Origin of the sequence: Methylocystis sp. L43 (assembly GCF_015709525.1) — a bacterium.
Classification (GTDB): domain Bacteria; phylum Pseudomonadota; class Alphaproteobacteria; order Rhizobiales; family Beijerinckiaceae; genus Methylocystis.
In genome coordinates this window covers 137,206-153,709 of record NZ_JADNRA010000035.1, presented here as the reverse complement: position 1 = coordinate 153,709, position 16,504 = coordinate 137,206, and the positions used below count along the sequence as shown (strand labels likewise).

15 protein-coding genes and 1 riboswitch are annotated in these 16,504 nt (G+C 62.7%); of the genes, 4 read left to right on the top strand and 11 right to left on the bottom strand.

Going from position 1 to position 16,504, the window contains the following annotated elements:
* Positions 1-10 precede the first annotated feature (10 nt).
* From IYX23_RS16935 to IYX23_RS20320, 5 genes are all read right to left on the bottom strand, one after another.
* Positions 11-2,089 carry a TonB-dependent receptor gene (locus IYX23_RS16935; RefSeq protein WP_196394146.1) on the bottom strand — a complete coding sequence of 693 codons (2,079 nt, stop codon included), beginning with the start codon at positions 2,087-2,089 and terminating at the stop codon, positions 11-13.
* A gap of 108 nt (positions 2,090-2,197) precedes the next feature.
* A riboswitch (cobalamin riboswitch) is annotated at positions 2,198-2,402 on the bottom strand.
* A 58-nt stretch (positions 2,403-2,460) separates the two neighbouring features.
* Positions 2,461-3,849 carry a M20/M25/M40 family metallo-hydrolase gene (locus tag IYX23_RS16930; RefSeq protein WP_196394145.1) on the bottom strand — a complete coding sequence of 463 codons (1,389 nt, stop codon included), beginning with the start codon at positions 3,847-3,849 and terminating at the stop codon, positions 2,461-2,463.
* 269 nt (positions 3,850-4,118) lie between these two features.
* Positions 4,119-5,516 carry a class II fumarate hydratase gene (gene fumC, locus IYX23_RS16925; protein WP_196394144.1) on the bottom strand — a complete coding sequence of 466 codons (1,398 nt, stop codon included), beginning with the start codon at positions 5,514-5,516 and terminating at the stop codon, positions 4,119-4,121.
* Between the two features lie 63 nt (positions 5,517-5,579).
* Complete coding sequence (locus IYX23_RS16920) at positions 5,580-6,149, bottom strand: sigma-70 family RNA polymerase sigma factor (protein ID WP_196394143.1); 570 nt, start codon at positions 6,147-6,149, stop codon at positions 5,580-5,582.
* On the bottom strand, positions 6,146-6,388 hold the full coding sequence (locus tag IYX23_RS20320; RefSeq protein WP_246716934.1) for a NepR family anti-sigma factor: 243 nt from the start codon (positions 6,386-6,388) through the stop codon (positions 6,146-6,148). The genes IYX23_RS16920 and IYX23_RS20320 overlap by 4 nt, the downstream gene beginning before the upstream one ends.
* A gap of 321 nt (positions 6,389-6,709) precedes the next feature.
* Here IYX23_RS20320 and IYX23_RS16910 point away from each other — a divergent pair, with 321 nt between their 5' ends.
* Both IYX23_RS16910 and IYX23_RS16905 read left to right on the top strand, forming a co-directional pair.
* Entirely contained in the window at positions 6,710-7,525 is an 816-nt protein-coding gene (locus IYX23_RS16910) for a response regulator (protein ID WP_196394142.1), read from the top strand.
* A 155-nt stretch (positions 7,526-7,680) separates the two neighbouring features.
* Positions 7,681-7,959, top strand: a complete 279-nt coding sequence (locus IYX23_RS16905; protein ID WP_014891685.1) for a general stress protein — start codon at positions 7,681-7,683, stop codon at positions 7,957-7,959.
* A 15-nt stretch (positions 7,960-7,974) separates the two neighbouring features.
* On the opposite strand, the gene IYX23_RS16900 is transcribed toward IYX23_RS16905, so the two are convergent.
* From IYX23_RS16900 to IYX23_RS16875, 6 genes are all read right to left on the bottom strand, one after another.
* Positions 7,975-8,439 carry a PTS sugar transporter subunit IIA gene (locus tag IYX23_RS16900; protein ID WP_196394141.1) on the bottom strand — a complete coding sequence of 155 codons (465 nt, stop codon included), beginning with the start codon at positions 8,437-8,439 and terminating at the stop codon, positions 7,975-7,977.
* 167 nt (positions 8,440-8,606) lie between these two features.
* Positions 8,607-9,200 (bottom strand): ribosome-associated translation inhibitor RaiA, encoded by a 594-nt coding sequence (gene raiA, locus IYX23_RS16895; RefSeq protein ID WP_196394140.1) that lies wholly within the window; start codon positions 9,198-9,200, stop codon positions 8,607-8,609.
* 252 nt (positions 9,201-9,452) lie between these two features.
* The gene (gene rpoN, locus IYX23_RS16890; RefSeq protein ID WP_196394139.1) at positions 9,453-11,018 is read right to left on the bottom strand and encodes an RNA polymerase factor sigma-54; all 1,566 of its coding nucleotides are present in this window, start codon (positions 11,016-11,018) and stop codon (positions 9,453-9,455) included.
* A 246-nt stretch (positions 11,019-11,264) separates the two neighbouring features.
* Complete coding sequence (gene lptB / locus IYX23_RS16885; protein WP_196394138.1) at positions 11,265-12,251, bottom strand: LPS export ABC transporter ATP-binding protein; 987 nt, start codon at positions 12,249-12,251, stop codon at positions 11,265-11,267.
* 124 nt (positions 12,252-12,375) lie between these two features.
* A complete protein-coding gene (gene leuD / locus IYX23_RS16880) occupies positions 12,376-12,981 on the bottom strand; it encodes a 3-isopropylmalate dehydratase small subunit (RefSeq protein ID WP_018406398.1) in 606 nt (201 codons plus the stop codon).
* Between the two features lie 106 nt (positions 12,982-13,087).
* Positions 13,088-13,615: a DUF2243 domain-containing protein gene (locus IYX23_RS16875; protein WP_196394137.1), complete on the bottom strand. Its 528-nt coding sequence runs from the start codon at positions 13,613-13,615 to the stop codon at positions 13,088-13,090.
* 125 nt (positions 13,616-13,740) lie between these two features.
* Between IYX23_RS16875 and IYX23_RS16870 the strand changes: the two genes are divergently transcribed.
* The gene (locus IYX23_RS16870) at positions 13,741-14,373 is read left to right on the top strand and encodes a cyclic nucleotide-binding domain-containing protein (RefSeq protein ID WP_196394136.1); all 633 of its coding nucleotides are present in this window, start codon (positions 13,741-13,743) and stop codon (positions 14,371-14,373) included.
* A gap of 181 nt (positions 14,374-14,554) precedes the next feature.
* Positions 14,555-16,498, top strand: coding sequence for an acetate--CoA ligase (gene acs / locus IYX23_RS16865; protein ID WP_196394135.1), 1,944 nt, complete (start codon positions 14,555-14,557; stop codon positions 16,496-16,498).
* Positions 16,499-16,504 lie beyond the last annotated feature (6 nt).

The window sequence follows — 16,504 nt, the reverse complement described above, 5'->3', positions numbered from 1 at the left end:
ATCTCCCTCATCACCAGGCGTATTTCACGCCGCCATAGAAGGCGCGCGCCGTCGTCGAATAATTGTAGACTTCCTCGTAGAGCGCATCGCCCACATTCTCGATGCGCGCATGCAGCGTCAGCTGGTCGGTCAGCCTGTAATTGGCGAAGAGATCGAGCCGCACATAGGGCGCGAGCATCACGCGTCTGTTGAAGATAAAGTCCACGTCATGCGCGGCGCCGACGATATTGGCGCGCGCCTCAAGTTCGAGACCCGGCAATCCCGTATAAATGACCGACCACATGCCCTTGTGACGCGGACGGCGCAACAGCGTGCGTCCGGCGTAAATGCTGCCCTCGTCATCATCGAGATTTCGCGCGGCGAGAAACGTGTAACTTCCGCGTAACAGCAGAGCGCCTGGCGCGAGAGCAGCTTCGCCGGAAAATTCGACGCCGCGCGTATCCGCGCGCCCGACATTGAAATAGCAGCCGAAGATCTGCGTCGACGTGCAACTCTCGGCCTTTCCGAATTGAACAAGATTTTCGTAGCGATTGTGAAAGACCGAGACGGAGGCCGTGGCGCGGCCGCCAAAAAAGCTCTGATCGACGCCGGCGTCGAAGCCGATGACGCGTTCGGGCGCGAGCGTTGGATCGCCGTACTGGCTGAATCGCTGATAGAGCGAAGCGGTTTTCGCGCCGGTCGTCGCAGAGCCGCGCAGCCGCATGCCGATCTCATCGATGCGGAAATTCGCCATCGTCCGCCAGGTGAGAAAAGTTTGGTTGTTGCTCACCGCATCGGCGCGCCCGCCATAAGAAATGTCGAGCCGGTCGAACAAAGTGAACTGATGCTGCGCGTAGCCGGACCATGTCGTCTGGACAGCGTGCGTCGGCGCGTAATCATCGACGATCCAGGCTTCGCGCGAATTCTGCGCCGTCTCGGTTTCGACACGCGCGCCGATGGTCGCAAGACCCAGCGGCCCAAGCGCGACATCGCTCTGATATTCGACGCCCCTGCGCCCGCCGAGATAACCGAAACGGCAGTTCTGCGATGTGAAGGTCCGCATGTCGAAACAGGCTTCCGTCATCCAGGCGTCGCGGTTGCCGCGATTGGCGTAGAGCGTCAGCCGGTTGCGCAGACTCTTGTCGAACATCTCGGCGCCGAGCCGCACATAGCCCTGCATGAATGTCGCATGCTGATGATTGAAACGATCGAAGACGCTCCAAGGATTGAAGGCGTAGGGATTGTCGTAGCGAATGGCGCTGTCGTAGCCGGCGAGGCCCGCCTCGATTCGCGCATCTTCGGTGAATTCATAGCCGATGCGCCCGGTGACGCCGACATTGTTCGTCGGATCGTTGGCGGGAAGCGGCGGCAGCGGCGTCGTCTGATCGCCGATGAAGATCGGACGCTGCTGACGATAGCCGTAGCGCGGAAAGCCGTCGGCGTGCAGGCCCGAGATCGACAGCGCGTAAGCGCCGCGCCCGTCGCTTCCTGAGATCGACGCGCGCGACGACGACGTTCCATAAGCGCCGGCCTCCGACATGAGCCAGCCTTGCGGCGCGCCCTTGCCGCGGCGCGTGATGATATTGATCACGCCGCCCATCGCATCGGAGCCGTAAAGCGCCGATTGCGGACCGCGCAGCACTTCGATGCGCTCGATGTCGGTCGGAATGAGCTGGCCGAAATCGACCGAACCGTCCGTGCTCGTCGGATCGCCAATGCGGATTCCGTCGATCAGCACCAATGTCTGGCCGGGCGTCGAGCCGCGCAAGGCGACGGAGGTTTGTGTTCCAGGCCCGCCGTTCGAAAAGACGTCGAGTCCCGGCACGCCGCGCAGAACGTCATTGAAGCCGAGCGATCCGCGCTTCTGGATATCACGCGCATGAATGACGCTGACTGAGGCGCCGCTGCTCGACGCCGGCTGCTCGACGCGCGTCGGCGTGACGACGGTTTGGTCCTCAAGCGCCTCGCCCGGGGAGCCTGGCTGCGCCGGACTCAACGGGCCGACCTCAATGACCGGCAGGGATTGCTGAGCGAAAGCGACGGAAGTGGAGAGGGAAAAAGACAGCACAAACGCGCCGCGCAAGGCGGTCGTAAAAATGTGGGAAGGCATAGCTGGACTCGCAGCGAACGTGGGCCGTCACTGCGAAAGGTCTCCGCCACACGCCGCTAAAGACGCAGGGCATCGGCCGCATCGGTGCACCCCGCCCGACGCTTTCGCGCGTGACCACGAAGCGACGGCAGGTCTCCTGGCTCGCGGGTTGTCGCCTCGGACCGCCTTCCCAGAGCCTTATGGCTCCAGTGGCTTAGTGGTCGTCGGCTCGCCGCTTACAGTTGCGGGGGCAGCCGCGGAATTGCGCACGAAGCAGCGCGCTCACCGCATTCCCATTTTGATCCCGTTAGGAACCGTCTGTCGCAAAATAGAGTGCCGATCGCATCGCGAGTCAAGAGCGTGGCCGTAGAAGATTGCTTCTCTCACTGCGATTACGCCGCCGCCAGCGCGTGCAGCACGCGCGCCCAGGAGCGCGTTCCCTTGTGGAACGACGCGTAGGAATATTTCTCATTCGGCGAATGAATGCGGTCGTCGTCATGCGCGAAGCCGATCATCAGCGAATCCATATTGAGGTCGCGCTTGAAGGCGCCGACGATCGGGATCGAGCCGCCGCAGCCGGCGAGCACCGCTTCCTTCTCCCATTCTTCCGCCAGCGCGCGGCGGGCGCGATTGAGCGCCTCCGAGCCGAAGGGAAGTTGCAGAGCGTTCGACGCGCCATGTGAAATGAATTCGGCTTTCGCGTCCGTTGGCAGACGCTCGCGCACGAAGCTACGGAAGCTTTCCAGGATCGTTTTGGCGTCCTGCTTGCCGACGAGGCGAAAGGAAAATTTCGCCGACGCCTGCGCCGGCAGCACCGTCTTCGATCCCGCGCCGGTGTAGCCGCCGATGATTCCGTTGACGTCACAGGTCGGGCGCGCCCAGATCTGCTCGATGATTCCGCGGCCCGTTTCGCCGCCAACGCGCGTGAGGCCGACTTCCGAGAGCCATTTGGCCTCATCGAAGTCGATGGCGCGCCATTGCTCGGCGATGTCTTGCGGAATCTCCGGCACGCTGGCGTAGAAGCCGGGCAGCGTCACCTTGCCCTCGATGTCATGCAGATCGGCGATGATTTTCGCCAGCACATGAATCGGATTCAGCACCGGCCCGCCGAACATGCCGGAATGAAGATCATGGCTCGGCCCTTTGATGATCACCTCTTCGAGCGCCAGCCCGCGCAGCATCACTGTGATCGCCGGCGTCGACGCGTTCCACATGCTGGTGTCGCAAACGAGCGCGAGATCTGGCGCCGAGAGTTCGTCCTTATGCGCGGCGAGAAAGCCCGGAAGCGAAGGCGACCCCGTCTCCTCTTCGCCCTCAAACAGAAAGGTGACGTTGCAGGGCAGGCCGCCATTCGCTTCGAATGCGCGGCAGGCTTCGAGAAAGGTCATCAGCTGGCCTTTGTCGTCCGAGGCGCCGCGGGCGACGATGTCCTTGCCGTCCTTGCCCTCGGTCAGCCGCGGCGCGAACGGTTCGGTTTCCCACAGTTCCAAGGGATCTGGCGGCTGCACGTCATAATGGCCGTAGAACAGCACATGCGGCGCATCCTTGCGTTTCGCCTTGGCGTGGCCAACGACGATCGGATGGCCGGGCGTCTCGCGCACCTGCGCTTCGTAACCGAGGCCGTTGAGCTGATCCTTGAGCCAGTTCGCCGCCCGCAGACATTGCGCGCTATAGGCCGGATCGGTCGAAACGGAGGGAATGCGCAAGAGATCGAACAGGCGTTCTCTCGAGGCGTCGAGATTGGCGTCTATGGTCGTGAGCACGGCGTCGAGCGCGGCCATGAATTGAGCTCCTCGGTGAGAAGCCGAAACTAATGCGGATGCATGGCGAGGGGAAGGCGCGGCGCACTTGAGACGCCGGGTTTCCTCGTCCTTCGAGACGACCGCTTCGCGGTCTCCTCAGGATAAGGAAACCCTGTTTGCTCCCCTTGACCTCATCCTGAGGAGCCGCCCGCAAGTCGCGGTTTACCCGACTTGCGCATTAGACGTCGATCTCGGGCAAGCCCGAGATCGAGGCGGCGTCTCGAAGGACGAGGTCAAGAGGAGGATGCTCAATCGCTCGGCGCGAGCATCTTTTCCGGCCGCACGATCTCGTCGAATTCGACTTCCGTCACCTTGCCGGACGCGAGCGCCTCTTCCTTCAGGCTCGTGCCGTTTTTGTGCGCAGCGCGCGCGATCTTGGAGGCCGCGTCATAGCCGATCTTCGGCGCGAGCGCGGTGACGAGCATCAGCGAGCGATCCAGGAAGCGCTTGATATTGGCCTCGTCCGCTTCAATGCCGTCGACGCAGCGCGCGACGAAACTGTTGATGCCGTCGGCGAGCAGAATGGTCGATTCGAGCAGCGCGAAGCCGACGACCGGCTTCAGCACATTGAGTTCGAGATGGCCTTGCGAGGCGGCGAAGGTGATCGTCGCGTTGTTGCCGAAAACCCGCGTGCACACCATTGTCAGCGACTCGACCTGGGTCGGATTGACTTTGCCCGGCATGATCGACGAGCCGGGCTCGTTCTCGGGAAGCCTCAGTTCCCCGAGGCCGGCGCGTGGCCCGGAGCCGAGCAGGCGAATGTCGCTCGCGATCTTGTAGAGGCCTGACGCCAGCGCATTGAGCGCGCCATGGGCGAAGACGATCGCATCGTGAGTCGCGAGCGCCTCGAATTTGTTGGGCGCCGAGACGAAAGGCAGTCCGGTCTGCTCGGCGATGTCGGCGGCGACCTCTTCGCCAAAGCCTTTGAAGGTGTTGACGCCGGTGCCGACCGCCGTGCCGCCCTGGGCGAGCTGCAGAAGATCGGCGAGGGTCGTTCTGATGCGCCTTTCCGCGTATTCGGCCTGCGCCGCATAGCCTGAAAACTCCTGGCCGAGCGTCACCGGCGTCGCATCCTGCAGATGGGTGCGGCCGATCTTGATGATATTGGCGAATTTCACCGCCTTGGCGTTGAGCGAAATATGCAGCCGCTCGACAGCGGGAATCAGCCGACCGGAGATCGTCGTGGCGCCGGCGATGTGAATGGCGGTCGGGAAACTGTCGTTCGACGACTGCCCGAGATTGACGTGATCGTTGGGATGCACGGGCGATTTCGCGCCGCGCGGCGCGCCGAGCGTTTCATTGGCGCGATTGGCGATGACCTCATTGACGTTCATGTTGGTCTGGGTGCCGGAGCCGGTCTGCCAGACGACGAGCGGAAAATGCTCGTCGAGCTTGCCGTCGATCACTTCGCGCGCGGCGGCGACGATCGCGTCGGCGATTTTGGGCTCGAGCAGGCCCTTCCTGGCGTTGACCTTGGCGGCCGCGAGCTTGATGCGCGCCAGCGCATGCACGATCTCGATCGGCATGCGGTCGCCGCCGATCGGAAAATTCTCCCGCGAGCGTTCCGTCTGCGCGCCCCAATAGGCCCAGGACGGCACGGCGATGTCGCCGAAGGAGTCGCGTTCAATTCTGTGATCGTCGGTCATCGGCTGGCTCGCATGGGAAGGGGCGTTTCGCGCGCCTCCCTATGCGGCATTTCCGAGCAGCGTTCAATCGCGCGTGGCTGCGGAGAACTCCTCGGCCAAGGACCATTCGCGCGGCTCGGCGCTCGGCGGCGCCGACATCAGGTCGGAGAGCCGATTGCGGGCGCGGTTCACCCGGCTCTTCATCGTGCCCGGCGCGCAGCCGCAGATTTGAGCAGCTTCCTCATATGACATGCCGGACGCGCCGACGAGGATCAGCGCTTCGCGCTGATCGAGCGGCAATTTTTGCATCGCGTCGCGGAAGTCGAGAAAATCCATATGCGCGTGCTGCGAGTCCGGCGCGACCAATCTTCCGGCGATCAGACCGTCGGGATCGGGAGCCTCGCGTCGGCGCTTGCGAAATTCGCTGTAGTAGATGTTGCGCAGAATCGTGAACAGCCAGGCGGTGAGATTGGTGCCTTCCGAAAACGTCGCGAGGCTGCCCCAAGCCTTGACCAATGTTTCCTGAACCAGGTCGTCGGCGCGGTCGGAGTTTCCGCAAATCGACACCGCGAAGGCGCGCAAGCTCGGGATGGCTGAGATCAGATCAGCCTTCAATCCCTGTCCTGCTGAATGCGCTTCTTCGCTTGCCTTCACTCACTCTTCCTCGGCGCGCTTGATGTCGCCGGGGAGGATAGCACATTCGTTTCGAGTTGGTTCAAAAGTTTCAAAAACCGATCGGGGACCGGTTGAGCCACCACGTCGTCGTAAAGATTGCGAAGCTCCTTTCCGATCGAGTCCTGAAATTCCACCGGCCGCTGTCGCTGGACCGGTTGTGCGCCGCAGCGCGGCTCCCCTACCCCTCGGCGATGGTCGCCGAATTCGTCACGTGTCATCACCCACCCTGCAAACGTCTCCACCCTTCGAGGGCTCGGTCTCGAAGAATACCGCCCGTCGCTTGCGAAAGCATCGTCGTCTGCTTTCGCGCGCGCAACTATATTCTCCGGATTTTTATTCCCCATGGAGCCCTCTATTTTAATATGCATGATTTCTGGAGCCGCCGCGTTATACTGCGCCGCAAGGACGATAGGCAAAACGCACCGCTGAAGGATTGGTTCCCTAAAATGCCGAGCAGTTTTGACGTATTGTCCAAGTGTTGAATCCGCTTAGCCCGCACTCCTCTCCTCTGTGAGGCGATGCTGCTGGAGTTGTAAGACATGTCGGCGTCAAAGGAAATTTCAGCGCATATTCCCTATTTGAGACGTTTCGCCCGTGCATTGGTCGGCGATCGGGAGGGCGGCGACGCCTATGTGCTGGCCACCCTCGAAACCGTTGTCGCGGAACCAAGCCGGATCACAGACTCCGATGACCTCCGCATCTCCGTTTACCGTCTGTTCCTTGACGTCTGGGCGGCGGCGCCGATTAACGCCCACACCGATCGCTCCGGCGCGCTGGCGGAAAGCGGCCGACGCAATCTCGACGCCATTTCGCTGAAGCCGCGAATAGCATTTTTGCTGCAGGCGCTCGAAGGTTTCGATCTCGACCAGATTGGCCAGACGCTCAATGTTTCGGACGTCGAGGCCAGCGCGCTGATCGAGGCGGCGAATGGCGAGATCGCCGATCAGATCGCGACCGACGTGCTGATCATCGAGGACGAGCCCCTGATCGCCCACGACCTGAGGAGCATTGTCGAGGAGCTGGGACATCGCGTGGTCGGCATGCCGCGCACGCATGCCGAGGCGCTGACGGCCATACAAGAAAGCAACCCGGGATTGATCCTCGCCGACATCCAGCTGGCGGACGGCAGTTCGGGGCTCGACGCCGTAAACGAGATCCTCGTCTCGCTGTCCATCCCGGTGATCTTCGTGACCGCCTATCCCGAGCGGTTCTTGACCGGCGAGCCGCCCGAACCGGCCTTTCTGATCGCCAAACCTTTCAACGTCGAAAGCCTCAAGGCCGTCATTAGCCAGGCGCTGTTTTTTGAACGACGCGCCGGACGCCGCGAACAATCCGCGCCGCGGGTCGGCATGTGAGCCACTGATCTTATTGCAAACATTAGTTTTTTAAGCGTTCGCCGTCCCCGCGGAAGATCCTTCGGGACTGCAAAGATAAATCGCCGCCTCCCAGAAACATTGCCCGACCCGGCGAGTTATAGCCGAAGGCGCTGGGAAACTATGAGAGGCGGCCCATGGAGGAGAACAAAAAATCCAGTCGCGGTTTTGCGTCGATGGATCCCGAAAAGCAGCGGGCCATTGCGCGCAAGGGCGGACAAAGCGTTCCTGATGAGAAACGAAGTTTCTCGCAGAACCCCGACCTCGCGGCCCGGGCAGGGCGCAAGGGCGGTCAAAGCGTGAATCCGGCCAAGCGGAGCTTCTCGCGCGATCATGCGCTCGCTTCGGAAGCCGGCCGCAAAGGCGGACACGCCTCGCACGGAGGCGGCGCCCAAAAACGCAGCGCGCCGCTCTAAGGAGCGGCGCAATTTTTACGCCGCAAACGGCTTCGAACGCTGCGCGATGAGCGAATAAAGCGCGTCGTCGTCGCGCGTGCCGCGTAGCGTCGCGACGAGGCCTTGATCTCTCAGCATCCGGGCGGCGCAGGCAAGCGCCTTGAGATGGTCAGCGCCCGAACTCTCGGGCGTGAGTATCATGAAAACGAGATCGACCGGCGCGCCGTCAAGAGAGCCGAAGTCGACAGGGCGATCAAGACGGCCGAAAACCCCGTAAATCCCCTTCAATTTGGCAAGCTTTCCGTGTGGAATGGCGATGCCTTCGCCAATCCCGGTCGAGCCCAGCCGCTCGCGGTGAAGAAGCGCATCGAAGATCTCGCGCGCCGGGAGCCCGCAGATCTTCGCGGCCTTCTCGCTGAGTTCCTGGAGAAGGTGTTTCTTCGTCGTCGCCTTCAGCGAGGCGCAAACCGAATCGGGCGATACCAAGTCCGTTGGCCGCATGCGACGATCATCCTGCTTCTCATGGGAGGTCTAGGGCCGCCGAAGGCCCCGACCATCCTTGAAATTTCAACGTCTCGCTATTTTCGCCAAAACCCGAAGGGACGTGGGAAAATGGCAAGATACGTGCCGAGGAGGCCGTTATTATGGCCATCCACGACGTTTGTGCGTCAGCGCGCGTCGCCGTCCGAATCGGGAGTGTCGATCCAGCCGATATTTTCGTCGCCGCGCCGATAGACGACATTCACGCGGCCAGTGTTGGCGTGCCGGAACACCACGACGGGCGCGCCAGTGAGATCGAGGTCGAGCACCGCCGCCGAAACCGACAGCCGACGCAATTGCGTGGTGGATTCGGCGATGATCGCGGGGCTGAACTCCGCCGACGCCTCATTTTCCTGATCGGGCGCTTCAATCACGTGATAGGCGACAACCTCGGCCTGAGCGCCATCGGCCCCGCCGTGGCCATGCTCATGATGGCTCTTGAGCCTGCTTTTGTAGCGGCGCAGGCGCTTTTCGATGCGTTCCGCCGCCTGATCGAAGGAAGCGTAGGGCTCCTGCGCGCGGCCGTCGGCCTGCAACACGATGCCTGAGGCGAGATGCAGGCTGCAGTCGGCCCGAAAGCCCGAGCCCTCCGGCGAGATGGTGACGTGGCCGCTGACTTGGCCGTCGAAATATTTCGCGGCCGCCGTCTCCAGCCTCTGCGTCACATGAGCCCGAAGCGCTTCGCCGATGTTGATGTTCTTGCCGGAAACCCTAAGAGACATTTTGCAATCCGAACTTTCGTTGCGAGCGAAGTTTCGGCCGCGGAACGAGCCAGCCGCGCGCCTGCCGCGCCGCCGTCAGACCAACCGCCCAATGCGCCCCATCCGCCCTGGAATTCCGCCTGAGAGGTCGGCGAATCGCCCGCCATCTAGCCAAAGAGCGGAAATTCCGCGCAGCGTTAGAAGCCTCGGCGCGCGAAGTCAATGGAGTCTCCACTCACGGCGAAGCTTCAAGCCAAGGACGACATAGGACAATTAATTGGTCGTCATGCGCGCCTGCGCAAGCTTGGCGCGGCGGCGATCGACCGAGGAGGGAATGCGCAAACTGTCGCGGTATTTCGCAACCGTGCGCCGGGCGATTTCGATGTCGCTCGCCTTCAGCCGTTCGACGATCGCGTCATCCGACAGGATGCCGTCGGGCGTTTCCCGATCGATCATCTGCTTGATGCGAAAGCGCACCGCCTCGGCCGAATGCGCGGCGGCGCCGCTCGTCGTGGCGATCGACGCGGAGAAGAAATATTTAAGCTCGAAGACGCCGCGCGGCGTCATCATGTATTTGTTCGACGTCACCCGCGAGACCGTCGACTCATGCATGCCGATCGCATCGGCGACCGTGCGCAGGTTCAGCGGACGCAGATGTTCGACGCCATGCGTGAGGAAGGCGTCCTGCAATCGCACGATTTCAGAGGCGACGCGTAGAATGGTGCGGGCCCTCTGCTCGAGACTCTTGGTCAACCAGTTGGCGTTCTGCAGGCAGCTCGAAATGAAGCTTTTGTCGGCGGGGCCGGTGGCGACCGCGCTGACTTGCGCCGCATAGCTGTGGTTGACCAACACGCGCGGCAGCGCGTCGGCGTTGAGCTCGACATGCCAGGCGCCGTCCGCAGCGGCGCGAACAATGACGTCGGCGACGAGCGGCTGAATCGGGGCGCCGCCGAACGCCCGGCCGGGCTTGGGCTCCAGCCGGCGCAACTCCGCCGCCATGTCGGCGATGTCTTCGTCGTCGACGCCGCAGACCTTGGCGAGCTGCGCGAAATCGCGGCGCGCGACCAGCGCAAGATTGGCGACGAACGCCTGCATCGCCGGATCATAGCGGTCGCGCTCCTTGAGCTGGATTGCGAGGCACTCCGCAAGATCGCGCGCGCCGACGCCGGAAGGGTCGAAGCTCTGGATGGTCGCCAGAACGTGCTCGGCCTCGGCCATGTTCGCCTCGAGACGCGCGGCGATCTCGCCCAGGCTCTCTCGCAGATAGCCGCTCTCATCGATCGCGTCGATGATCGCCTGGCCGATGAGTCTGTGACGCGGATCCGGGCAGGCGAGCGCCAGCTGTTCGGCGAGATGCTCGTGGAGGCTCAGCCGGTCGGCGACATAGGCTTCGAGATTGGGCGCTTCGCCGTCAGCCGGCCCACCGCCGGCGGCCCCGGTCCAGGAGGTCGCCGAAAGCCCGGCGCCGTCCGCGGCTTCATCCCGCGCCCGCTCCCCGATCGTGGGACCCTCGGGCTCAAAAGCGTTGCTCATGTCGGCGCCGAGATCGGCGGAGAGCGTCGCGGAATCGACGGCGAGATCCTGCTGCGCCCAGTCGCCCTCCTGCGGCCCTTCAAAGGCCTCGCCGGCGCTTGGCTCGGCGCCCTGGGAAGGATCGGCCGCGTCGACGCCGCCATCGCCTTCCTGGGCTTCGAGAAGCGGATTGCGCTCGAGCTCGTCATGCAAAAAGGCGGCAAGCTCCAAATTGGAAAACTGCAGCAGCTTGATCGCCTGGAGCAGCTGCGGCGTCATCACCAGGGCTTGGCCCTGACGCATCATCAATTTGGTGGAAATCGCCATCTTCGCTCGGCCCACTCGGAACGCATCGGCCGCCGCTTTGCGGCCCGGTTCTTGCTTATATCACTTCGCCCAAGCGCGCACAGGGCCAAAAAAGCAGCGCGCGGCGGGGCAAATCGCCTAACCCTTAATCACCAATTCATCGAACGCGAAACTGCCCCGATTCTCAAGGCGAAGCGAGCTTTGTCGCACCAATGTTGGTTGGGGCGCCTAGCGCGCACCCTGGCGCCGCTCGCGGCGCCTGTGGCGCTACATGCGGAAATCTTCGCCAAGATAAATGCGCCGAACGTCTGGATTGGCGACGATTTCGTCAGGCGTTCCTTCGGTCAGCACATGGCCGTTGTAGATAATGTAAGCGCGGTCGGTGAGGCCCAGCGTCTCGCGAACGCTGTGGTCGGTGATGAGCACGCCAATGCCGCGCGCTTTCAAATGCCGCACAAGGTCCTGAATGCCCCCGACCGCAATCGGATCGATGCCGGCGAAAGGCTCGTCGAGCAGCATGAAGGAGGGGTGGCCGGCGAGCGCGCGGGCGATCTCGCAGCGACGCCGTTCGCCGCCGGAGAGCGCGACGGCGGGCGTGTGGCGCATGCGCGTGAGGCGGAACTCTTCCAGCAGCGCCTCCAGCTCCTCCTCGCGCTTTTTAATGTCTGGCTGGGTGATCTCGAGCACGGCGCGGATATTGTCCTCCACCGAGAGGCCCCGGAACACCGACGCCTCCTGCGGCAGATAGCCGATCCCGAGCCGTGCGCGCCGATACATCGGCAGCGGCGTCACATCATAGCCGTCGAGCGAAATCACGCCCTTGTCGGGCTTCACCAGCCCTGTGATCATATAGAAGACAGTGGTTTTGCCGGCGCCGTTGGGGCCCAGCAGCCCGACCGCCTCGCCTCGCGCCACATGCAGGCTCACGTCTTCGACGACGCGGCGCGCTTTATAGGACTTCGCCAGATTATGAATGGAAAGCAGGCCCTGGCCGTCGAATCCGGCGGGTTCCCGATAGACGGAGCCCGGCTCGAAGGACGGCGACGGCTCAGCCTGTTCGTTTGTCGGCGCGGGTCCCCAGAAGTTTGCGTCGCGCGCCGCCTCGTCGGAATCGGCGCCTAAGTTTTGGGCGTCACGCCATTGGCCTTCCGCGATGTCGTCGGGCTTTCGCGAGCGCCTCACGCCGTTAGCGAGCCGCGCCAGCGACTGGCCGGCGGTGCGAAATCGCATGGAAAGGGCGGAAAGATAACTCAAGCGCGCCTTGTCCGTCGCTCTGGGCGTCCAGCGGTTGGAAGCGACGCTCGCCGCCCCGTCAGGGGCGCCAAACGCCGCTTCGGAAACATTTGCCCGGCGCCGCGCTGCGGCGCCGACGTTGCTGTCAGGCCCAAGGGCGCTTCGCCGCGGCCTGCTTTTCGTAGTCGTCGATCTTTTCGGCCTTTTGGAGGGTCAGACCGATGTCGTCGAGCCCGTTCAGCAGGCAGTGCTTGCGAAAGGGGTCGATGTCGAATGTGATCACGCCGCCGTCCGGTCCGCGAATCTCCTGCGCCGCGAGGTCGACGGTGAGGGTGGCGTTTGCGCCGCGCTTGGCGTCGTCCATCAGCTTTTCGAGCTCGGCCTCGCTCACCGCGATCGGCAAAATCCCGTTCTTGAAGCAATTGTTATAGAAAATATCGGCGAAACTCGTCGAAATGATGCAGCGGAGCCCGAAGTCGAGCAGCGCCCAGGGCGCATGTTCGCGCGACGAGCCGCAGCCGAAATTGTCGCCGGCGACGAGGATGCGCGCATTGCGGTAGGCCGGCTGGTTCAGGACGAAATCGGGATTCTCGGAACCGTCGTCGCGATAGCGCATCTCCGAAAAGAGGCCCTTGCCGAGGCCCGTGCGCTGAATGGTTTTGAGATATTGCTTGGGGATGATCATGTCCGTATCGACGTTCATGATCGGCAACGGCGCCGCGACGCCCGTCAGCGTGGTGAATTTGTCCATGTTTCTTTCGGTGTGGCGCGAGGAAGTCTCCCGCCCTTTACCAAATCGCCGCAGCGAGGGCAAAGCGCGAAGGGACGCGGGGATCGCCAAAATCAAAATGTTAACTTTATCGGAGCGTGCTCTGGACCTCGCCCTCCACTTCCGCCTTGCCGCCGCGCAGAAGCAGAAAGCCCGCCAGCAACATCGCGGCGCCCCAGATGATGAAGCCCGCGTCATAGATCGGCCACTGGGCGCGATCGACTCGTTCATTCACATGATGGATGCCGAGGACGAGATGGTTGATGACGCCATCGTAAAGGTTGAACCCGCCCCAGCCGATCAGCAGCGCGCCCGTCAGGCGCCGGCCGGACCACATGTAACCTGCGCGGCGCGAGGCGCGCCACAGAAGGAACAGTCCGACGCCGACGCAGACATAAGCGAAACTGTGCAACATCCCGTCCCAATAGGTGTTGAATTCCATCCCCTCGACAGTCCCGGCGGGGCTCCAGTTGCTGACCAGATGATGCCACTGCAAGAGTTGGTGCAGAACGATCCCGTCAAAGAAAATGCCAAGCCCCACGCCAAGAATGATGGCGGCGGCGGTCGGAAAAGCAGCCGGGGCGGGGGCGGGACGAATGCTGGCTGACTGCGTCATGGCGATTCCTGCTCCACCCCGTAGACCTTTGCAACGCCCGGGGCGACGACGTGTTCCGCCCTCGCATTTTTACAAAGTCTTCTGCTAAAGGTGTTGGGCGAAGCTGAAGTCCGAGCGATCTCGCCATGACGCTGCCCACGACGCTGAACGGTCTGCTTATCGAAGTCATCGGCTATCTCGCCGCGGCGGCGAGCGTGTTCGTTTATGTGTCGAACACCATGATCCCGCTGCGGATCGCGGCGATCCTCGCCAATGCGCTGTTCGCCGCCTACTTCTTTCTCAAGGGTCTCTACCCGCTCTTCGCGCTCAACGCCTTTCTGGTCCCGGTCAACATCGTGCGGCTCCGACAGATCCGGCGGCTCGTTCAGGACATTCGCGCCGCCGCCTCCGAGGATTTCGATTTCGAATGGCTGCGTCCCTATATGCGGCCCATAAAGCTTTCCGAAGGCTTCGTCCTGCATCGCATCGGCGATCTGTCCGAGGAAGCCTATCTCTTGGTGCACGGCGAGATCCATCTGCGCGAGCCCGACGTCACGCTGAAGCCCGGAACGCTCTTTGGCGAGATGGGCATGTTCACCAATGAAAATCGCCGCACCGCCACCGCGGTCGCCGCGACCGACGTCGAGCTTCTCTGCGTGCGCTATGACGATCTCTTGCAGCTTGCGGCGCAGACTCCGCAATTTGGCTTTTACCTGATGCGGCTCATGGTTCGGCGCATGCAGCACAATGTGGAGCTCGCCCGCGCCCGCAAGGGATGAGCGCTCCCCATTCCGTGCTTAAGCGTCCCCTTTCCGCGTCATGCCCGCGCTTGTCGCGGGCTTCCACGCCGAGACACTGCGCCATGTTCTCCCAATCTGCGTCGCCATAAAGACGTGGATGGCCGGGACAAGCCCGGCCATGACGGGCGGGCGTTTACGAAATGCGTCGATGGAGAAACGAATGTCGCAAAAAACCTACCCCGTCCCCGACGACTGGAAAAAGAACGCGCGCATCGACGAAGCGACCTATCGCCGGCTCTATGAACGCTCCCTCAAAGATCCGGACGGCTTCTGGGCCGAGCAGGCGCAGCGCATCGACTGGATCACGCCCTTTTCAAAAGTGAAGCGCACGAGCTTCGACACGCATAATGTTTCGATACGCTGGTTCGAGGACGGCACGACCAATGTCGCGATGAATTGCATCGACCGGCATCTGCCGGAGCGCGCCAACAAAGTCGCGATCATCTGGGAAGGCGACGATCCTTCGGCGTGTCGCCACATCACTTACGCCGAACTGCATGAGGAAGTCTGCCGCTTCGCCAATGTGCTCAAGAAACACGGCGTCAAGAAAGGCGACCGCGTCACCATCTATCTGCCGATGATCCCCGAAGCCGCTTTCGCCATGCTGGCCTGCGCGCGCATCGGCGCCGTTCATTCGGTGGTCTTTGGCGGCTTCTCGCCGGATTCGCTCGCTGGACGCATCGCGGACGCGGAATCACAGGTCATCGTCACGGCGGACGAAGGCCTGCGCGGCGGCAAGAAAATTCCGCTGAAAGCCAATGTCGACGCCGCGCTCGACAAGGTGTCCGCCAAGACGGTCATCGTCGTGACGCGCACCGGCGCCGAGATCGACATGCAGCCCGGCCGCGACTTCCGCTATGAGGAAGAAGCCGCGCGCGTGCACGCCGATTGTCCCTATGCGGAGATGGACGCCGAAGATCCGCTGTTCATCCTTTACACGTCCGGCTCCACCGGCAAGCCGAAGGGCGCGCTGCATACGACCGGCGGCTATCTCGTCTACACCTCGCTCACCCATGAACTCGTCTTCGATTATCGCGAAGGCGACGTCTATTGGTGCACGGCGGATGTGGGCTGGGTGACCGGCCACAGCTATATCGTCTACGGCCCGCTTGCGAACGGCGCGACGACGCTGATGTTCGAAGGCGTGCCGAATTATCCGAGCGTGTCGCGTTTCTGGGAGATCATCGACAAGCATAAGGTCGATATTTTCTACACGGCGCCGACCGCCATTCGCGCGCTGATGGCGGCGGGCGAGGCGCCCGTGAAAAAGACCAGCCGCAAATCGCTGCGCTTGCTTGGCTCGGTTGGCGAACCGATCAATCCGGAAGCGTGGGAATGGTATCACCGCGTCGTCGGCGATGGCCGCTGCCCCATCGTCGACACCTGGTGGCAGACGGAAACCGGCGGCGTGCTGATCTCGCCGCTGCCGGGCGCGATTGATTTGAAGCCCGGCTCGGCGACGCGCCCGTTTTTCGGCGTCGCGCCGGAGATCGTCGATCAGGCCGGCAATGTTCTCGAAGGCCAATGCGAAGGGCTGCTCGTCATCGCCGATTCATGGCCCGGGCAGATGCGCACCGTCTATGGCGATCACGAACGTTTCGCTCAGACTTATTTCTCGGCCTTTCCCGGCAAATATTTCACCGGCGACGGCGCCAAGCGCGATGCCGACGGCGATTACTGGATCACCGGCCGCGTCGACGACGTCATCAATGTCTCGGGCCATCGCCTCGGCACGGCGGAAGTCGAGAGCGCGCTCGTCGCACATGAGAAGGTCTCGGAAGCCGCCGTCGTCGGCTATCCGCACGACATCAAGGGACAGGGCATCTACGCCTTTGTGACGCTCAATCAGGGCGTCGCGGCGAGCGAACATCTGCGCAAGGAGCTGGTGCATTGGGTGCGCCATGAGATCGGGCCGATCGCGACGCCCGACATCGTGCAATTCGCGCCGGGACTGCCGAAGACGCGTTCGGGCAAGATCATGCGGCGCATTTTGCGCAAAATCGCAGAGGGCGAGTTCGGCGCGCTGGGAGATACATCGACGCTTGCGGACCCGGGGGTGGTGGAGGAGCTGGTGAGGGCGAGGCCAAAACCTCCTATTCACTGACTCGTA